Source organism: Buchnera aphidicola (Uroleucon sonchi), from assembly GCF_011035165.1.
Taxonomy (GTDB): Bacteria; Pseudomonadota; Gammaproteobacteria; order Enterobacterales; family Enterobacteriaceae; genus Buchnera; species Buchnera aphidicola_BE.
In genome coordinates this window covers 424,797-443,517 of the sequence record NZ_CP047588.1, presented here as the reverse complement: position 1 = coordinate 443,517, position 18,721 = coordinate 424,797, and the positions used below count along the sequence as shown (strand labels likewise).

Sequence of the window (18,721 nt, the reverse complement as noted above, 5' to 3'; positions counted from 1 at the left end):
ACGGAGTCAATAGAATGTCAATTTTAAATATTAAAAATATTAATTCGCTAGATTCTAAAAAAAAAAATGAAATATTATCTAAATGCAATATATTAATCTCAAAATATTCTGCAGAAGAACGTATTAATTGGGCATTAAAAAATTTACCAAATACACATATTATGTCTTCTAGTTTTGGTATTCAATCAATAGTATTAATACACCTTATGACTCAGAAAAAACCTGATATTCCTATTATATTAATTGATACTGGATATTTATTTCCGCAAACGTATAATTTTATTGATATGCTAACAGATAAATTTCAATTAAATCTCAAAGTTTTTAGATCAAAAATTTCTCCTGCATGGCAAGAATCAAGATATGGGAAATTGTGGGAAAAAGGAATTACAGGGATTAATTTTTATAATAAAATCAACAAAGTTGAGCCTATGAATATTGCTTTTAGACAACTATCAGTACAAACATGGTTTTCTGGATTACGTCGTGAGCAATCTAAAAGTCGTAGTGCATTAAATTATTTATCTATTCAAAATGGAATATTTAAGATATTACCAATATTAGATTGGTCTAATACTGTAGTAAATCAATATTTAAAATTACATAATTTAGATATTCATCCGCTATATTCACAAGGATATGTATCTGTTGGTGATGTACATACTACTAAAAAATATACATTAGGCATGTCAGAAGAAGAAACTCGTTTTTTTGGTTTAAAACGAGAATGCGGTTTACATGATAACTAATATGTTTTAACAAAAGTTATATTTTTTTTAAATATTAATAATTTTTAACATTTATTAAGTAATAATTGATATGATAATATCATATATTATGAATTATGACTTTTGTATAATATTAATATTGTATTTTTAATAATTTTGGAATTCAATTAAATTATATAATTTTAAAATTAAACTATTTAATATAAAAATTTATATAAATATATTATGTGATTTTTTTTTGGAAATAAGCAATTGTGAATTATTTTCCTATTTTTATCGATTTAAAATCTAAAAATATTTTAGTCATTGGAGCAGGACCAGTGGCATTTAATAAAATTAAATTATTACTTCGTGCAAAAGCAATAGTTAATATTATTTCTAAAGAAATATGCCCAGAAGTGCAATTATTATTAAATGAAAAAAAAATTCATTTATTATCTAATACCTTTCATGTAATTTATTTAAAAAAAATATTTTTAGTCATTTCAGCAAATAATGATATTCAGTTAAACAAATATTTATCAAAAGTTTGTAGTGAACGTTGTTTATTATTAAATGTAGTAGATGATACATTAAAATGTTCTTTTATTTTTCCTTCTATTATTGATCGTTCACCTATTGTTGTAGCTCTTTCTTCTGGTGGTACTGCTCCAGTTTTATTGCGTTCATTACGCGAAAAAATTGAATCAATTTTACCAAAAAAATTAGGAAATGTAGCTAAAATAGCTGGTCAATGGCGCATAGTTGTTAAAAAATGTTTATCTAGTTTTTTATCACGACGTCGATTTTGGGAAAAATTGTTTAAAAGTATGTTTGTCGAGCACATATTGAATGAAAATCAAAAAAAAGCAATTATTATTTTAAAAAAACTCTTATATCGCAATAACATATCTAATGAAATCGGTGAAATTATTTTAGTAGGAGCTGGACCAGGAGATAGTGGCTTATTAACTTTAAGAGGCTTGCAAGTATTACAACAAGCAGATTTTGTTTTATATGATCACTTAGTCTCTAAGGATGTTTTAGATTTAATACGTCGAGATGCTAAATTAATATGCGTGGGCAAACGTGCTGGTTTAAAAAATATAAATCAAAAGGAAATTATTACATTGCTAATAAATTTAGCTAAAAAAGGGAATAAAGTAGTACGTTTAAAAGGTGGAGATCCTTTTATTTTTGCACGTGGAGGAGAAGAAATAGAAGCGGCAAAAAATGCAAATATTAATTTTCAAGTTGTTCCAGGTATTACTGCCGCTGTTGGTATTGCTGCTTACACTGGAATACCATTAACCCATCGTAAATATTCACAAGGTATTATTTTTATTACAGGACATCGGTGTATTGATGGTTTTACAAATAATTGGTCAATTTTATCTGATCCGTCTTATACTATAGTAATATATATGGGAACTTTAAAAGCTATCGAGATATCTAAACAATTAATTTCATACGGACGATTAAAGTCTACTCCAATAGCTATTATTGAAAAAGGTACTACTTCTCATCAAAAAGTGTTTATTAGTTCTCTTGATAATGTAGAAGAAAAAATTAAATTTGCTACAACTCCTTCATTATTAATTATTGGAGAAGTTGTTAAATTACATAAAAAATTATTATGGTTTCAAAATGATATTAAATAATATTCATAACAATTTTTATTGACTAAACAAATCTTAGGAACGAGTATGTTCAAAAAAAATATTACTTATTTACATCAATTAGAATCGGAAAGTATTTATATCATGAGAGAGGTAGTTGCAGAATTTCAAAATCCTGTAATGTTATATTCTATTGGTAAAGATTCTTCAGTAATGTTGCATTTAGCTAAAAAAGCTTTTTATCCTGGACCTATTCCATTTCCTTTGCTACATATAGATACTGGATGGAAATTTAAAGAAATGTATAGTTTTAGAGATTATATTGTCAAAAAATTTCAAGTTAAGTTAATAGTTCATGTTAATTCAAAAGGTAAATTATTAAATTTAAATCCTTTTCAACATGGTGGACATAAATATACTGATATTATGAAAACTGAAGGATTAAAAGAAGCAATAAATCAATATAATTTTGACGCGGCATTTGGTGGAGCTAGACGTGATGAAGAAAAATCACGTTCTAAAGAAAGAATTTATTCTTTTCGTGATTCGTTTCATCAATGGGATCCAAAGAAACAAAGACCAGAAATTTGGTGGAATTACAACAGTCAAATTAATCCAGGAGAAAATATGCGTATTTTCCCTCTTTCAAATTGGACTGAGTTAGATATTTGGCAGTATATTTTTCTAGAAAACATTGAAATTGTTCCGCTTTATTTTGCTGCTATGAGACCAGTACTAAAAAGAAACAAAATATTAATTATGATTGATGATCATCGTATAAATATTCAAGAGAATGAAGTCATTCAAGAAAAAATGGTACGGTTTCGTACATTAGGTTGCTGGCCTTTAACAAGTGCTATTGAATCAACAGCAGTCAATATTCAAGATATTATTCAAGAAACATTAATAATTAAAACAAGCGAACGAATGGGACGATCTATTGACCATGATCAAAAAAATTCGATGGAATTTAAAAAAAGACAGGGTTATTTTTAATAAAATAAGGCGATTTAAAAAGCATGAATATTAATACATTAGATAATTTTAAAAAATGGTTTAATTTAAATCAAAAAAAAACTTTATTAAAATTTTTAACCTGTGGCAGTGTAGATGATGGTAAAAGTACATTAATAGGTCGTTTATTACATGATACAAAACAAATTTATGATGATCAATTATTTTCTTTAAAAAATGACAGTAAACGTCATGGTACACAAGGGTCAAAAGTAGACCTAGCTTTAATAGTAGATGGGCTACAGTCTGAACGTGAACAGGGGATTACAATTGATGTAGCATATCGCTATTTTTCCACTAATAAAAGAAAATTTATTATTGCTGATACTCCTGGTCATGAACAGTATACCCGTAATATGGTTACAGGGGCATCTACATGTGATGTATCTATTCTATTAGTTGATGCTAAAAAAGGGTTATCAAAACAAACTTATCGGCATAGTTTTATTTCTACTTTACTTGGTATTAAAAATTTAATTGTAGCTGTTAATAAAATGGATTTAGTCAATTATCAACAGGAAGTATTTTTAAATATAAAAAAAAAATTTTTACTTTTTTCTAAAAAATTGCCTAAAAATTTAAATATTATTTTCATTCCAATATCAGCTTTAATTGGCGAAAATATTGTGTTTAAAAAAAATATTATTTCTTGGTATGAAGGTGAGACATTATTAAATATTTTAGAAACAATTAGAATTGACGATAGTACTGACTTAAAAGAAACTCGGTTTCCCGTACAATATATTAACCGTCCTAATTCAAATTTTCGCGGATATTCTGGAATATTGGTATCTGGTAAAATGTATGTTGGTCAACCAGTTAAAATTCTACCTATTAATATTACCTCTTATATTGATCGCATTATAACATATGATAAAGATTTAAAAACAGCGGAAGCTGGAGAATCTATTACAGTCACTTTAAAAGATGAAATAGATATTAATCGTGGAGATTTTTTAGTCGATTTTGATTCTGTTTTAGAACCATTACAAGAAGCTATTATTGATATTGTATGGATGACAGATGAAGTTTTATTAAAAAATAAATCATATAATGTTAAGTTATCGGGTAAAATGACACGTCTTTATATAAAAGATATTTTATTTAAAATAGATATAAATAATTTAATTGAAATAAAAACTAATACTCTTGGGTTAAATAGTATTGGTCGTATTAAAGCTATTTTTAGTGAACCTATGATTTTTGACAATTATGCAATTAATAAAATGACAGGTAGTATGATTTTGATTGATTTAATGACAAATATTACTGTTGGTGCTGGAATGATTGTCAATGGTGTAAAAATAAAAAATAATATTGTTGTTAATAATAAAAAAAACTTTGAATTAGAATTACATGATTTAATTTCTAGATATTTTCCTCATTGGAATATACCAAAAATTTTTTAAAAAGGTTTTAATTAAAATATGAAAAATAATATGCAAAAAAATATTTTTTGGCATGAACATTTAATTTCACGAGAAAAACGTGAAAAATATAATAAACATAGATCTATTGTAATATGGTTTACAGGGCTTTCAGGTGCAGGAAAATCAAGCATCGCCAATCATTTAGAGAAAAAATTGTTTATACATGGTATGCATACTTACTTATTAGATGGAGATAATATTAGATCTGGTTTATGTTCTGATCTATCTTTTAGCAAAACAGATCGTAAAGAAAATATTAGACGTATTGGAGAAGTAGCAAAAATTATGTTAGATGCCGGGATTATAACCTTAGTATCAGTAATTTCTCCTTATCAAAATCAAAGAACAATGATTTATAACATGTTAGGAGGAGTAAAAAATGTTTTAGAAGTGTTCGTGGATACACCAATCAGTGTTTGTGAAAAACGAGATCCTAAAAAATTGTATCAACAAGCTCGATCAGGAAATATATATGATTTTACTGGTATACAAGAGGAATATGAAATTCCTAGTAATCCTGATATAATTTTAAATGGCACAGATGCTTTAGAAATTAATTCAAAAAAAATTATAAACATTCTATATAAAAATCATATAATATCTTTTTGTGAAAATTGATTATTTTTAAACAAAATATGAATATATTAAAAATATTTTTATTATTAGCATTATGTTGGCTACAATATTCTCTTTGGTTAGGAAAAAATGGTTTAATTGATTATATCAAAATATATCACAAAGTGATTATAGAAAAAAAAAATAATGAAAATCTTGATACACGTAATAAACAATTAATGTTAGATATTGATAGTTTAAACAAGACAATAGACGCTACAAAATAAGACATATAATAGTTACATTTATCATATAAAATAAATAATTTTTATATTTTATAAATAATTTTTGATATTTTAGGTATAAAAAATTTTGTTGAATACATTAAGACCAAAAATTATAGCTGTTGTTCCAGCTGCTGGAATAGGTTCTAGAATGAAATCAAATGTACCAAAACAGTATATTAAAATTCAAAATTGTACTATTCTTGAATATGCTCTAAGAACATTATTATTACACCCTAATATAGATCTTATTATTGTTGCTTTAAATAAAAAAGATATTTATTTTAAACAACTAAAAATATCATCTAATTTAAAAATCATCTCTGTTGTAGGTGGTGAAGAAAGAATCTATTCTGTTTTATCTGGATTATCTTTTCAAACTAATGCGGATTGGGTTATCATTCATGATGCAGTTCGTCCATTTTTAAGTTATAAAGATTTAGATAATTTAATATCAATGATTGAAAACAATCCAGTTGGTGCAATTTTAGCTCGACCAGTATCTGATACTATTAAATATAGTAATTTGACGCAAAAAAAAGTTTTATATACTTTAAATCGAAATAATTTATGGCATGCTTTAACACCACAATTATTTCAAATAAATTTATTAAAATCTTGTTTAAAAAAAATTATTAAAGACAAAATTAATATCACTGATGAATCTTCAGCATTAGAATATTGTGGATATAAACCTTTGATTGTTTTAGGGAATGAAAAAAATATTAAAATTACTTGGCCTGAAGATATTATTCTTGCAAAATTTTATTTAAATAATTTTAACATGCATTAATAAAAAAGGAATTTTATGCGAATTGGATATGGTTATGATATTCATGCTTTTGGTAGTATGAAACCATTAATTATTGGTGGTGTTGTTATTCCTTGTAAACAAGGATTAATTGCGCATTCTAATGGTGATTTATTAATTCATACAGTAATAGATGCACTTTTAGGTGCTGTTGCCATGGGAGATATTGGCACGTTTTTTCCAAGCAGCAATAAGATATATAAAAACATTGATAGCAGAATATTATTAAAGAATATTTGGAATAAAATTAAATTAAAAAATTATGTTATTTCCAACATAGATATTACGATTATTGCAGAGTATCCTAAGATGTCTCCTTATATTTTTTTAATGAAATCAAATTTATCATCAGATCTCAATACTGAGATAAATCAAATTAGTATAAAATCAACTAGCTCTAAAAAAATAGGTTGTATTGGAAGACGAGAAGGTATTGCTTGTCAAACAATTGTTTTGCTGATATAAATAAAATGATAAATAAAAATATTTATTTTTTAAATATATTAATATATATCATCAATGAATATTTGATTAACATATTATGGATATAGTTAATGTTATTGAAATTATTTGTTTTCTTTTTTTTATTATTTTTTTATCATATTTTTTCATTTTCGAAATCTTGCAATCACAGCAATTATTCTAATTGTAATTTAAAAAAACAAAATATTAAAAAATTTATATTTTATAAAAAAAATGAAATATTTAGGATATTAAAATCAGATAAAAAAATTTTTTCTACACAACATAATATTCTTATTAAGAATAAAAATTTTATTGGTTTTTTAAATAATAATAATACATTTAAAATATTTTATATCGTTAAATCAAAAGATACTTTATATTCTATTGCTAAAAAATTTAATTATAATTATCATAAATTATCTAATTTCAATTTAATTAAAAAACCTAACAAAATTGTTATTGGACAAAAAATTTGGATAGGAGATGTAAAAATTAATCATAATCATTGTTATATATTAAATAAATCACAAAATTCTCAAAAAAAATATATATCTTGTAAGACTGTTTTTATAGATTCATTAAATATTTTTAATTTTTTTAAAAAAAATATAAAATTTAATCAAATATATTTATGTATTAATAAAATATTAAATAATCATAATTCATTATCAAATAAAAAATTTTTTAAACTTTGGTATTGGCCAGTTTTTAAAAAAGAAATTAAATATTTTAATAATTTTATATCAAGTCATAAAAAAATAGAAATTTCTGGTGTTCAAGGTCAATCAATTTTTGCTGCATCTTCAGGAGAAGTCGTTTGTGTTATTGATTCGTTAAAAAAATATGGTCGATTAATTATTATTAAAAATGATAAAAATTATTTAAGTATTTATGCTTTTAATGATTTAATTTTAGTCAAAGAAAAAGATAAAGTACATGCAAAACAAAAAATTGCTACTATGGGTTTATCTCCTTATGATAAAATAGCTCGACTATATTTTGAAATACGTTATCAAGGAAACTCAATTAATCCATTAACTTTATTGCCTGCAATAAATTTAAAAAGTTAATTTTATTTATATTAATAAAAATTTTTATAGATTATAAAATCTATTTTGTTATTAACTATTATTTTGAAAGCCATATTTATTATAATAATGAATTTTTTTAAAAGATCATATGTAATAGATAAAATTAAGAATAGTTTGGTAAGAAACAGGCATATTATTTAGATACCTGATTCTTATTAATATGATTTTTAAATGATTTTAAAATATAGATGTAATTGATTTTAAACCATAAAACGGAGCTTTTTTTGGACTTAACTGTTCTTCTATTCTAATTAATTGGTTGTATTTTGCAGTTCTATCAGAACGACTTACAGAACCTGTTTTTATTTGACCTGATGATGTTCCTACAGCTAAATCTGCTATATAGCAATCTTCTGTTTCTCCTGAGCGATGAGAAATAATAACATTATAATTTGACTGTTTAGCTATTTTAATTGCTTCTATTGTTTCCGTCAATGTACCAATTTGATTTAATTTAATTAAAATAGAATTTGCAGCGCCTAATTTAATACCTTTTTTTAATAGATTAGAATTTGTAACAAATAAATCATCTCCAACTAATTGTATTTTATGGCCTAGTTGTTGCGTTTGATAAATAAAACCTGTCCAATCAGATTCATTTTGTCCGTCTTCAATTGAAATAATAGGATATTTATTAGATAATTCTTCTAAATAATGAGTAAATTCTCTTGAAGAAAAAGAAATATTTTCTCCTTTTAATTCATATCTGTGATTTTCTTGGTTATATAATTCTGATGCTGCGCAATCAATAGCTAATTTTATATCTTTTCCTAATTTATATTTCGTTCTAAATATGGCTTCTTGAATTATATTTAGCGCTTCTTCATTCGATTTCAAATTAGGAGCATATCCTCCTTCATCTCCTACTGTTGTGCTCATATTTTTTTCTTTTAGTAATTTTCCTAAAGTATGAAATATTTCACATCCTATTTGTATAGCTTCTTTGATTGTTTTCGCATTAATTGGTTGAATCATGAATTCTTGTATATCAATATTATTATTAGCATGCTTTCCTCCATTAATAATATTAATCATTGGAAGCGGCATAGAGAATATATTTGGTGTATTATTAAGCTCTGCAATATGTTGATATAAAGGTATTTTTTTAGATGCTGCAGCAGCTTTTGCAACTGCTAAAGACACAGATAAAATAGAATTAGCACCTATTTTAGATTTATTTTTCGTTCCATCAACATCAATCATAGTACTATCAATATCACTTTGATTGTTAGCATTCTTGTTTTTTAATGCTATAGATATTGTTTTATTAATTAGTTTAACTGCTTTTTGCACGCCTTTTCCCATGAATCTATCTTTATTACAATCCCTTAATTCTATAGCTTCTAATGAACCTGTAGAAGCTCCAGAAGGCGAAGAGGCTATTCCTATAGACCCATCTTCTAAATGTACTTCAGACTCAATAGTAGGATTTCCTCGAGAGTCTATAATTTCTCTTGCTATGATCTTTATAATTTTAGACATATTTAACCTCAATATATTTATATAATTTTTTTTTTATTTTTTCCTGCTGATTTTATGAAATCTATAAATAATGGATGTCCTTGATGTGGGGTGGAAGTAAATTCTGGATGAAATTGACAAGCTAAAAACCATGGATGATTTGATATTTCTATAATTTCCACTATATTATTTTTTTGAGATCGTCCTGTAACTTTTAATCCTGCAGTTTCTATTTTTTTCAATAAAACATTATTGACTTCATATCTATGTCTATGTCTTTCTATAATAATATCTTTATTATATAATTTATAAGATAAACTATTCGTACTTAATTTACAAGTTTGACTACCTAACCGCATAGTACCGCCTAAATTAATATTTTTATTTTTTTTATTATGCAAAACATGTAAATCTTTATTACAATTTTGTATTAAATCAATTAAAGGATATTTACATTGCGAATCAAATTCTGTTGAGTTTGCTTCTTTTATTCCAATAACGTTTTGCGCAAATTCAATAATAGCTATTTGCATACCTAAACAAATTCCAAAATATGGAATATTATTTTCTCTTGCATATTTTATAGATAACAATTTTCCTTGAATGCCCCGATCTCCAAAACCTCCAGGTATTAAAATACCATTAAGATTTTGTAATAATTTAATACTGTTTTGATTGATATCATTAGAGCTAATTAGTTTAATATGTACCTTAATTTGATTTTTACAACCTGCATGTTTAAGCGCTTCTATTACAGATTTATATGCATCAGGTAATTTTATATATTTACCAATAATACCAATAACTATAGTTTCATTATAATTTTTTTCTTCATAAATAACTTGTTCCCATTTTTTTAAATTTGCTTCTGGAACGTTTAATTGAAAATATTCACAAATATAATTATCTAATTTTTGATTTTTTAATAATTGTGGAATTTGATATATTGAACTCACATCTTTTAAAGATATTACTGCATTCACTGGTACATTACAGAATAATGCAATTTTTTTTCTTTCATTAATAGGTATCATGTTTTCAGAACGACAAATTAGAATATCTGGTTGTATTCCAATTGAAAGCAATTGTTTAACTGAATGTTGAGTCGGTTTAGTTTTTATTTCTCCTGCTGTAGTAATATATGGAACTAAAGTTAAATGTATATATATAACATTTTTACGTCCAATATCAGCAGCCATTTGTCTAATTGCTTCTAAAAATGGTAGCGATTCAATATCACCAACGGTTCCTCCTATTTCTACAAGAGTAATTTGACTATTTTTTGAACATATAATAATTCGTTCTTTAATAGCATTCGTAATATGAGGTATTACTTGAATAGTTGCTCCTAAATAATCACCGCGTCTTTCTTTCTTTAAAACTTCCGCATAAATACTACCTGTAGTAAAATTATTTAAACATGTCATTTTTGTATGCATGAAGCGCTCATAGTGCCCTAAATCTAAATCTGTTTCGGAGCCATCTTCAGTAACAAATACTTCTCCATGTTGAATTGGACTAATAGTACCAGGATCTATATTAATATATGGATCTAGTTTAATAATAGTTATATCTAATTTTCTTGCTTTTAATATTGCTCCTAATGAAGCTGCTGCAATACCTTTTCCTAATGATGAAACTACTCCGCCAGTGATAAAAATATAATTTTTAGTCATGCTAAATATAAAAATTGGTTGAAATGAATAAGTATGTAATTGAAAAATGTTTTATTTTAATTATAAAATATACTTTTAATATAAAGTTTTTTATAAAAATTATATCTATTTTTATTACATTTTTATAACGTAATACTATGAGTATATACTGATATTAATTATTAGTATTTTTATTTTTTTTTAAATTCCATAAATCACGTAAATTAACAGTACGATTAAAAACTAAATAATTTTTTTGAGAGTCGATATAATCTATACAAAAATAACCAATTCTTTCAAATTGAAAGCATAATTGATTATTTTGATTGAAAATATACTGCTGTATCATTGTTGCTAATGTTTTTTCGATAAAACCATGTTTTTTAATTAATGATTTTGGATTAATATAAGATAAAAAGTTTTTTTGTTGTTCTGGATTTTTTATATCAAATAATTGATCATATAGTCTAAATTCTACTGGTAATGTATTATGTATTGAAATCCAGTGTATTACTGCAGGATTTTTTTTATTTTTTGGTTTTTTTCCTAAACTTGTAGTATCACAATAACATGTAATATTAATTATATTATTGAATTCATCTTTTTCTATTTTGGTAGCTTGAATAATATAAGCATATCTTAATCGTATTTCTTTCCCGATACTTAATCTTTTATACCCTGTTTCATATTTTTCTTTAAAATCAGATCTTTCAATATATATAATATTAGTAAAAATAATTTCATGTGTACCCATATCAGGATTATTAGGATGATTAGGTACAACAAATATTTCTTTATGGTTTTCATCTAAATTATATAGGGTTATTTTAATCGGTTCTAATATAGCCATGCTACGTATAGCAGTTTGGTTTAATTCTTTTCGAATACAATGTTCTAACAAAGAATATTCTATTAAAGTATTTTGTTTGGTAATACCAATTTTTTGACAGAAATATTTAATAGCCGATGCTGTATATCCTTTTCTTCTTAAGCCAGAAATAGTAGGTATACGAGGATCATTCCATCCTTGTATGATATTTTGATCAATAAGTATTTTTAGCTTTCTTTTAGATAAGATTGAAAATTCTAAATTTAGTCGAGAAAATTCATATTGTTTAGGATGATACTCAACGTTAGTATTATATAAAATCCAATTATATAAAAATTTATTTTCTTGAAATTCTAGTGTACATAATGAATGAGTAATTTTTTCAAGCGAATCAGAAAGACAATGAGCAAAATCATATGTTGGATATATACACCAAATATTTTTTGTTTGATGATGCGGCATGAAGCGAATTCGATATAATACAGGATCTCGCATAATAATAGAAGAAGAGCTCATATCTATTTTAGCACGTAAACAAGCTTCTCCTTCAGCATATTCTCCGTTTTTCATTTTTTTAAAAAGTTTTATATTTTCTTCAATAGTTCTATTTCTATAAGGACTATTTATTCCTGGTGTATTTAAAGTTCCTCGATATTCACGTATTTGTTCTTTGGTTAAATTGTCTACATAAGCTAAGCCCTTATAAATTAATTGTTTAGCATATTGGTATAGTTTAAAAAAATAATCAGATGAATAACGAACACTGCCATTCCATTTATAACCTAACCAAGAAATATCATATTTAATAGAATTAATATATTTAATATTTTCTTTTAATGGATTAGTATCATCGAAGCGAAGATTACATTTTCCATTATATAAATGCGCCAATTCAAAGTTTAAACATATTGATTTAGCATGACCAATATGTAGGTGCCCATTTGGTTCAGGTGGAAAACGAGTGCGCAAGGATAAATTTTTATTTTTATTTAAATCTTCATTAATAATTTGACAAATAAAATTATTATATTTTTTATTATTCATATTATTCTTATTTAATTTGTTTATTAAAATAATTTTGTTGATTATTCAGTACATATATTATAAAATACACATTTATTAGGCTACGTAGCTCAGTTGGTTAGAGCACAGCACTCATAACGCTGGGGTCATGGGTTCGATTCCCGTCGTAGCTACCATTTTTTTAAATGCGGGAGTGGCGAAATTGGTAGACGCACCAGATTTAGGTTCTGGCGCCGAAAGGTATGCGAGTTCAAATCTCGCCTCCCGTATATCATATTAAAATATATAAAATATTTTAATATCACATATAATTATTATGGGGTATAGCCAAGTGGTTAAGGCACCGGTTTTTGATACCGGCATCCCTGGTTCGAATCCAGGTACCCCAGATACTCTAATCTATTTATAATCTTTTTATTCAATTTATTTATTAAATCATACTACTATTCTTAGTATAAAGAACATTATTTTTTTTGTAAAAAATTATTGATTAAATTTTAATATTATCTGTCAAATTTTAATTTTTTTATATTAAAATATATTTTTTAAAAAAGTTTTACTCAACTAAATAATTTCTATTTTAAAAACAATAAAAAATTTTAAACTTATGAATGTAAATCAAATGAAAAAACAAGCAGCATGGGCTGCATTAGATTATATTCATCCTGGTACTATTATTGGTGTTGGCACTGGTACAACTGTTTTTTATTTTATTGAAGCATTAAAAACAGTAAAACATTTAATTTCTGGAGCTGTATCTAGTTCTCATGCTTCTACTTTATTATTAGAGAGACAAGGTATTAAAGTATTTAATATACAATATTTTAGCTCTCTTAATATTTACGTTGATAGTGCAGATGAAATCAATCATTGCATGCAAATGATTAAAGGCGGAGGAGCAGCATTAACTAGAGAAAAAATTCTTGCTACAATGGCTAAAACATTTCTATGTATTATTGATCAATCAAAATTAGTAGATATTTTAGGTAAATTTCCATTACCAATAGAAATTATTCCAATATCATTCTCTTATATTTTTAAAGAAATAATAAAAATTGGTGGATTACCAAAACATCGAAAACATGTCATTACTGATAATGGAAATATTATTATAGATGTTTATAATTTAACTGTAAAAGATCCTATATCAATGGAAAAAAAAATTAATTCACTTCCCGGAGTAGTAACAGTAGGTTTATTCGCTTATCGTACAGCTGATATTACATTAATTGGCCAAGAAAATAGAATTAAAATTATTAATAATAAAAAAATATAAACAATATTACCTTCTTTTATTTTTATAATTAAATTAATAATTTTTTAATTTATTTTAAATCCCCAAACTTCACTTGTAATGCAGTGATCGCTACAAGTGCAGCTGTTTCTGTACGTAATATTCTTGGTCCTAATCTTATAGCAGTAAATCCATATTGAATAATTTTTTGTATTTCATTTTGTAAAAAACCTTTTTCAGATCCAATAATAATTCTTATATATTTCATGGGATTATCTAATTCGTGTATCGTCATTGATGATTTTGGATGAAAAATAATTTTTGTATGATTATTAGGTTCTTGGCACCATGAATGAATATTTATTGGATATCTAATTTCGGGAATAATGTTGCGTTTGCATTGTTGACAAGTAGAAATAGCTATTTTTTTCCAACGTTGAATTTTATGAGTAATATTTAAATTTTTATTTTTCAGATAATAAGTTTCAGATAATAATGGTGTAATAATATTAACTCCCATTTCAATTGCTTTTTGAATAGTAAAATCCATTTTTTTATCATTTTTCGAGATAACTTGTCCTAAATGAATATGAATTGGAGATTCAAGATTCTTTAATTTTTTTGAAAATATTTTAATATGAACAATTTTATGAGAAATATGTATCATTTTAGCAAAAAAAATATAATTAGTATTATTAAAGATTTCTAATGTATTTTCATTGTTAATTCTTAAAACTTTTTTAAGATAATGCATATTATCTCTAGATAAAATATACATTTGATTAACATTTAAATTTTCTTTCATATAAATACGTGGAATATAATTTTTTATTTTCATTAAAATTTTTTATTACATTGCTTATAAATATAATTGTTATGATTACCTTGTATTTGAAAAATTAAATTGTCCCTGTCACATTCCCATTTTGTTACAGGAAAATTTTTATTCCATATATAAAATAATTTTTTTTGTTTTTGAGATATAATAATATTGTATTGGTGACTCATATAAAAATAAGTACGAGCTATCATACCCTTAGATCTATTAGGTGGTTCTGCTAATTTTTTTTGAAAATCTATTTTCATATTACATTTTCCATATGTTGAAAAGTGACTATTTAACTCATCATACATAAAGTTAGAACGATCAGCATTTATTTCACCAATAGCTGGTTGTAAATTATGAAGATCAGATTCAATATGTTTATATTCTGGGTTATTAAGGCAGTTTTTACGTCCTCCTTTTTTCCAGCATTGTTTTTCATGACCAAATTGCCATGCTGGAACTACATGCTCCCATTCAATTCTATTTGCGCGGTTTTGGTTTTTTCGAATCTTATATCCACAATTAATTAAATTTGGAATACCTTTTTTTTGTTTCCAGATAATTTGACATCCACAATAAAAAGAGCCAGGTGCATATTTATGAATTTTAATTGCCGCAAGTTTAGCTTGATAAAAGTTATGTATAGCATGCTTCGTAAAATAATTTTTTTTTATATAAAAATAACAAAAAAACATGCTAATTATAAAAAATACTTTTTTAATCATTTTATTGTCGTCTATTTGAAATTAAAATTTTTTTATAAGTAGTATATATTATTTATATATTATTGAAAATGCTGCTAATATATTTTGCATTTAATATGCATATAACTTTAATTATTAAAAATGTAATAAAGTGATATTTTTTATCAGCGAATAAATATGTAAATATATATATTAAACTTTAATATTATATATTTGAGTTTTATAAACTAGATATTAATGTTTTTAAAATTTAGTCAATATATTTTATAAATTATTAATATTTTACGTCTAAATTTATTTTATAATATTATATTACATTACGATGCTTATATAACTGCGACATACATGGTAGAATTTATTATAGATTTATAGATTAAAATTTAAAAATTATTAAACATTAAAAAATATTTTACTTTATCTTAAATCCAATATGAATAATCATATAATATTAAAATATAATAGCAAATCATATATACATGCATTATATGAGTTATATAAAATATTAAAATTAATATTTACTTTAGATATTTCACTAAAAATGTTATGGATAAAATAATCTAATATATATTTTTAAAAAAATTTTGTGCTTTGATAGAAAATTTTTTATTAATTTTTATAGATAAACATATCATGAAATATTTGATTAAAGATTATTTTTATACAGTAAATTTAAAATTATTATCAATACTATATAATAAAATATCTTTTTTAAAGAAAAGATCTATTTTGATAGATATTTTAAATAATTGATTATTTTGATTTTTATTTGATAAGATACATACTTATAGTACTTGTATGTCAATTATAATATCATTTTGATAAAATGTAATTTTTTTAATGCTCGATTTTAATTAAGGTTATGTCCTGTAATTATGAACTAATATTATTTTAGAATATTTATTTATAACAATTTAATTATTTAAATCAAAAATATTTATATTTATATATTTATAGTTTAATTAAGATATTAAATTTTTTAATATCAATTTATTTTAATATGATAATTAATCAATTTTTAAAATCTCCAAGATTTTATAAAAAATCTTTAATGAACTAAATAAATATTTATAATTTTTTTAAAATTTATTATAGCTGAATATAAAAATCATCGATTTTTTATATATTCTTCAAAATTTAACGTATCTGATTGTTCTATTTGTTTTTGTTTTGCATGAGAATACTTTGTTTCTTTTTCGAATATTTTTTTATTTCTGTTAAATTTATTTATATTTATAAATTCATTATAATATTTTTGCGATAAATTTAATCCTATTTTTTTAATCCCTTTTTCGATTAATAGGTTTAAAAATTTAGCAGAATACGTAAGCTCAGGATTTATAAATAATGACTTTATTTTATCACATACTGTTTGATATTGCATATCATCAGAATTTATATCTAATATCAATGCAATTTTTTTTAAATCTGTTAAGATTATTTCACTAATTTCAATGAATGTTTTTTTTTGATTTTCTTGATAAATATACATATTTTGATTTGGTTTTCTTCCTTTAAATATTATTTTTTCCCAATTTTTGTTAATAAACATAAAATCTGTCTTATTAATTTTTGGAGAATCAATTAAAGCACACCAAATTAAAAATAGATCTAATACAAGTATCTGATCTTTGTTTATTCCAATAGATGAAAATGGATTAATATCTAAAGAGCGTATTTCAATATATTCAATACCTCTGTTTTTCAAAGCTAATATTGGTGATTCATCATTCTGTGTGTTTCTTTTAGGTCGTATTTGCGTATAAAGTTCATTTTCACTTTGTAGAATATTACAATTTAATTGTTTAAAATTGTTTTCTTTATCTTTTAATCCAATGTTTATAAATTTTTCTGATGGTGTTATTAAAGATTTTTGTAATGACTCAATATATTCATTAAAATCGTTAAACATAATATTTAAATCTATAATATTTGTATTAGTATATCCTATTTCACTAAGTCTTAATGAAGTTGCCCATGGTAAATAAAAAATATTTTCTTTATTTTTTTTAAATGGATATTTTTTTTTAATATTTTTTAAAAAGAATGATGGTATTGCTGGAGATGATCCAAATAAATAAGGAATAATCCAACCAAATCGATAATAATTTCTAATTACATGTAAGTATCCTTGTGAAATATAATCAATATTTTTATCAATTTCTTCTTGTTTTTTCCAGTATTCCCAAAATAAAATAGGAAATGAAAAATTATAATGTATGCCTGATATAGTATTAATTAAATCACCGTAACGATATTTCAATCCTGTTCTATAAACAGATTTCATTTTTCCTAAATTAGAAGAGCCATATTGAGCTATTTGAATATTTGTTTTTTTTTTATATGAATAAGGTATGCTAAACGGCCACATACGTTCATGGCGAATTTTAGATGCAGCAAAACAATGTATATCAGTCAAAAAAGATAATAATTTATCTATATTATTAGTAGCAGGAGTAATAAATTCTAATAAGTTTTCAGAAAAATCAGTAGTAATCCATTTATGAGTTAAAGAAGAACCAAGAAAATATGGATGTTTAGTTTTAGAAAAATCACCATTTTTTTTAATTCTTAAAGTTTCACGCTCAATACCTCGATAAATCCCTTTTAATATTTTTGGATTATTATATAACCAAGAAATTTTTTTCGAAATATCTGTTATCAATTTTATTTCCTACAATATTTTATTTTAAAATATTCTTTATATTGTACATTAATAATTTTATATGCATAAATATATTTGATATATTTGATATATTTTAAAGAGATTATTATTTTAATTTTTTTTGCATCCGGAAGGATTCGAACCTCCGACCGCTCGGTTCGTAGCCGAGTACTCTATCCATCTGAGCTACGGATGCGAAATATATTACGGTAAATCAAAATATCAAATTTTTTTATCACGGTGAGAGAGGGATTCGAACCCTCGATGCAGAAATTTCTACATACTCCCTTAGCAGGGGAGCGCCTTCATCCTCTCGGCCATCTCACCTAAATATAAAAATTTTTTCATTTT

16 protein-coding genes and 5 tRNA genes are annotated in these 18,721 nt (G+C 24.1%); 13 read left to right on the top strand and 8 right to left on the bottom strand.

The annotated features are described in order from the left end of the window. Positions 1–14: 14 nt before the first annotated feature. From GUU85_RS01995 to GUU85_RS01955, 9 genes are all read left to right on the top strand, one after another. Positions 15–749: a phosphoadenylyl-sulfate reductase gene (locus GUU85_RS01995; protein WP_163119452.1), complete on the top strand. Its 735-nt coding sequence runs from the start codon at positions 15–17 to the stop codon at positions 747–749. 233 nt (positions 750–982) lie between these two features. After that, a complete protein-coding gene (cysG, locus tag GUU85_RS01990; protein ID WP_163119451.1) occupies positions 983–2,368 on the top strand; it encodes a siroheme synthase CysG in 1,386 nt (461 codons plus the stop codon). 45 nt (positions 2,369–2,413) lie between these two features. After that, on the top strand, positions 2,414–3,322 hold the full coding sequence (gene cysD, locus GUU85_RS01985; RefSeq protein ID WP_163119449.1) for a sulfate adenylyltransferase subunit CysD: 909 nt from the start codon (positions 2,414–2,416) through the stop codon (positions 3,320–3,322). A 23-nt stretch (positions 3,323–3,345) separates the two neighbouring features. Continuing rightward, the gene (gene cysN, locus GUU85_RS01980; protein ID WP_163119447.1) at positions 3,346–4,749 is read left to right on the top strand and encodes a sulfate adenylyltransferase subunit CysN; all 1,404 of its coding nucleotides are present in this window, start codon (positions 3,346–3,348) and stop codon (positions 4,747–4,749) included. An 18-nt stretch (positions 4,750–4,767) separates the two neighbouring features. After that, a complete protein-coding gene (gene cysC / locus GUU85_RS01975; protein WP_163119445.1) occupies positions 4,768–5,388 on the top strand; it encodes an adenylyl-sulfate kinase in 621 nt (206 codons plus the stop codon). Between the two features lie 17 nt (positions 5,389–5,405). Further along, positions 5,406–5,612, top strand: coding sequence for a septum formation initiator family protein (locus tag GUU85_RS01970; RefSeq protein WP_163119444.1), 207 nt, complete (start codon positions 5,406–5,408; stop codon positions 5,610–5,612). Positions 5,613–5,694: 82 nt separating this feature from the next. Then, complete coding sequence (ispD, locus tag GUU85_RS01965) at positions 5,695–6,402, top strand: 2-C-methyl-D-erythritol 4-phosphate cytidylyltransferase (protein WP_163119794.1); 708 nt, start codon at positions 5,695–5,697, stop codon at positions 6,400–6,402. A gap of 15 nt (positions 6,403–6,417) precedes the next feature. Continuing rightward, positions 6,418–6,885, top strand: a complete 468-nt coding sequence (ispF, locus tag GUU85_RS01960; protein WP_163119442.1) for a 2-C-methyl-D-erythritol 2,4-cyclodiphosphate synthase — start codon at positions 6,418–6,420, stop codon at positions 6,883–6,885. 89 nt (positions 6,886–6,974) lie between these two features. Beyond that, complete coding sequence (locus tag GUU85_RS01955) at positions 6,975–7,955, top strand: peptidoglycan DD-metalloendopeptidase family protein (RefSeq protein WP_163119440.1); 981 nt, start codon at positions 6,975–6,977, stop codon at positions 7,953–7,955. Between the two features lie 198 nt (positions 7,956–8,153). On the opposite strand, the gene eno is transcribed toward GUU85_RS01955, so the two are convergent. From eno to glnS, 3 genes are all read right to left on the bottom strand, one after another. Further along, positions 8,154–9,458, bottom strand: a complete 1,305-nt coding sequence (gene eno / locus GUU85_RS01950; protein WP_163119438.1) for a phosphopyruvate hydratase — start codon at positions 9,456–9,458, stop codon at positions 8,154–8,156. 17 nt (positions 9,459–9,475) lie between these two features. Further along, positions 9,476–11,113, bottom strand: a complete 1,638-nt coding sequence (locus GUU85_RS01945; protein ID WP_163119436.1) for a CTP synthase — start codon at positions 11,111–11,113, stop codon at positions 9,476–9,478. 154 nt (positions 11,114–11,267) lie between these two features. Further along, complete coding sequence (gene glnS, locus GUU85_RS01940; RefSeq protein ID WP_163119434.1) at positions 11,268–12,965, bottom strand: glutamine--tRNA ligase; 1,698 nt, start codon at positions 12,963–12,965, stop codon at positions 11,268–11,270. Between the two features lie 78 nt (positions 12,966–13,043). Here glnS and GUU85_RS01935 point away from each other — a divergent pair. From GUU85_RS01935 to rpiA, 4 genes are all read left to right on the top strand, one after another. Further along, positions 13,044–13,120, top strand: a tRNA-Met gene (locus tag GUU85_RS01935). Between the two features lie 11 nt (positions 13,121–13,131). After that, positions 13,132–13,213, top strand: a tRNA-Leu gene (locus GUU85_RS01930). A gap of 48 nt (positions 13,214–13,261) precedes the next feature. Next, positions 13,262–13,333: transfer RNA gene (locus tag GUU85_RS01925), tRNA-Gln, on the top strand. Between the two features lie 218 nt (positions 13,334–13,551). After that, a complete protein-coding gene (rpiA, locus tag GUU85_RS01920; RefSeq protein ID WP_163119432.1) occupies positions 13,552–14,220 on the top strand; it encodes a ribose-5-phosphate isomerase RpiA in 669 nt (222 codons plus the stop codon). Positions 14,221–14,269: 49 nt separating this feature from the next. Here rpiA and GUU85_RS01915 read toward each other — a convergent pair whose 3' ends face one another. From GUU85_RS01915 to GUU85_RS01895, 5 genes are all read right to left on the bottom strand, one after another. After that, positions 14,270–15,016 (bottom strand): 16S rRNA (uracil(1498)-N(3))-methyltransferase, encoded by a 747-nt coding sequence (locus GUU85_RS01915; RefSeq protein WP_163119429.1) that lies wholly within the window; start codon positions 15,014–15,016, stop codon positions 14,270–14,272. After that, the gene (locus GUU85_RS01910) at positions 15,016–15,699 is read right to left on the bottom strand and encodes an endonuclease (protein WP_254056373.1); all 684 of its coding nucleotides are present in this window, start codon (positions 15,697–15,699) and stop codon (positions 15,016–15,018) included. The genes GUU85_RS01915 and GUU85_RS01910 overlap by 1 nt, the downstream gene beginning before the upstream one ends. Positions 15,700–16,813: 1,114 nt before the next feature. Beyond that, a complete protein-coding gene (gene gshA / locus GUU85_RS01905; RefSeq protein WP_163119426.1) occupies positions 16,814–18,370 on the bottom strand; it encodes a glutamate--cysteine ligase in 1,557 nt (518 codons plus the stop codon). 122 nt (positions 18,371–18,492) lie between these two features. Next, positions 18,493–18,566, bottom strand: a tRNA-Arg gene (locus GUU85_RS01900). Positions 18,567–18,608: 42 nt separating this feature from the next. Beyond that, positions 18,609–18,697 (bottom strand) — tRNA-Ser (locus GUU85_RS01895). Between the last annotated feature and the right edge of the window lie 24 nt (positions 18,698–18,721).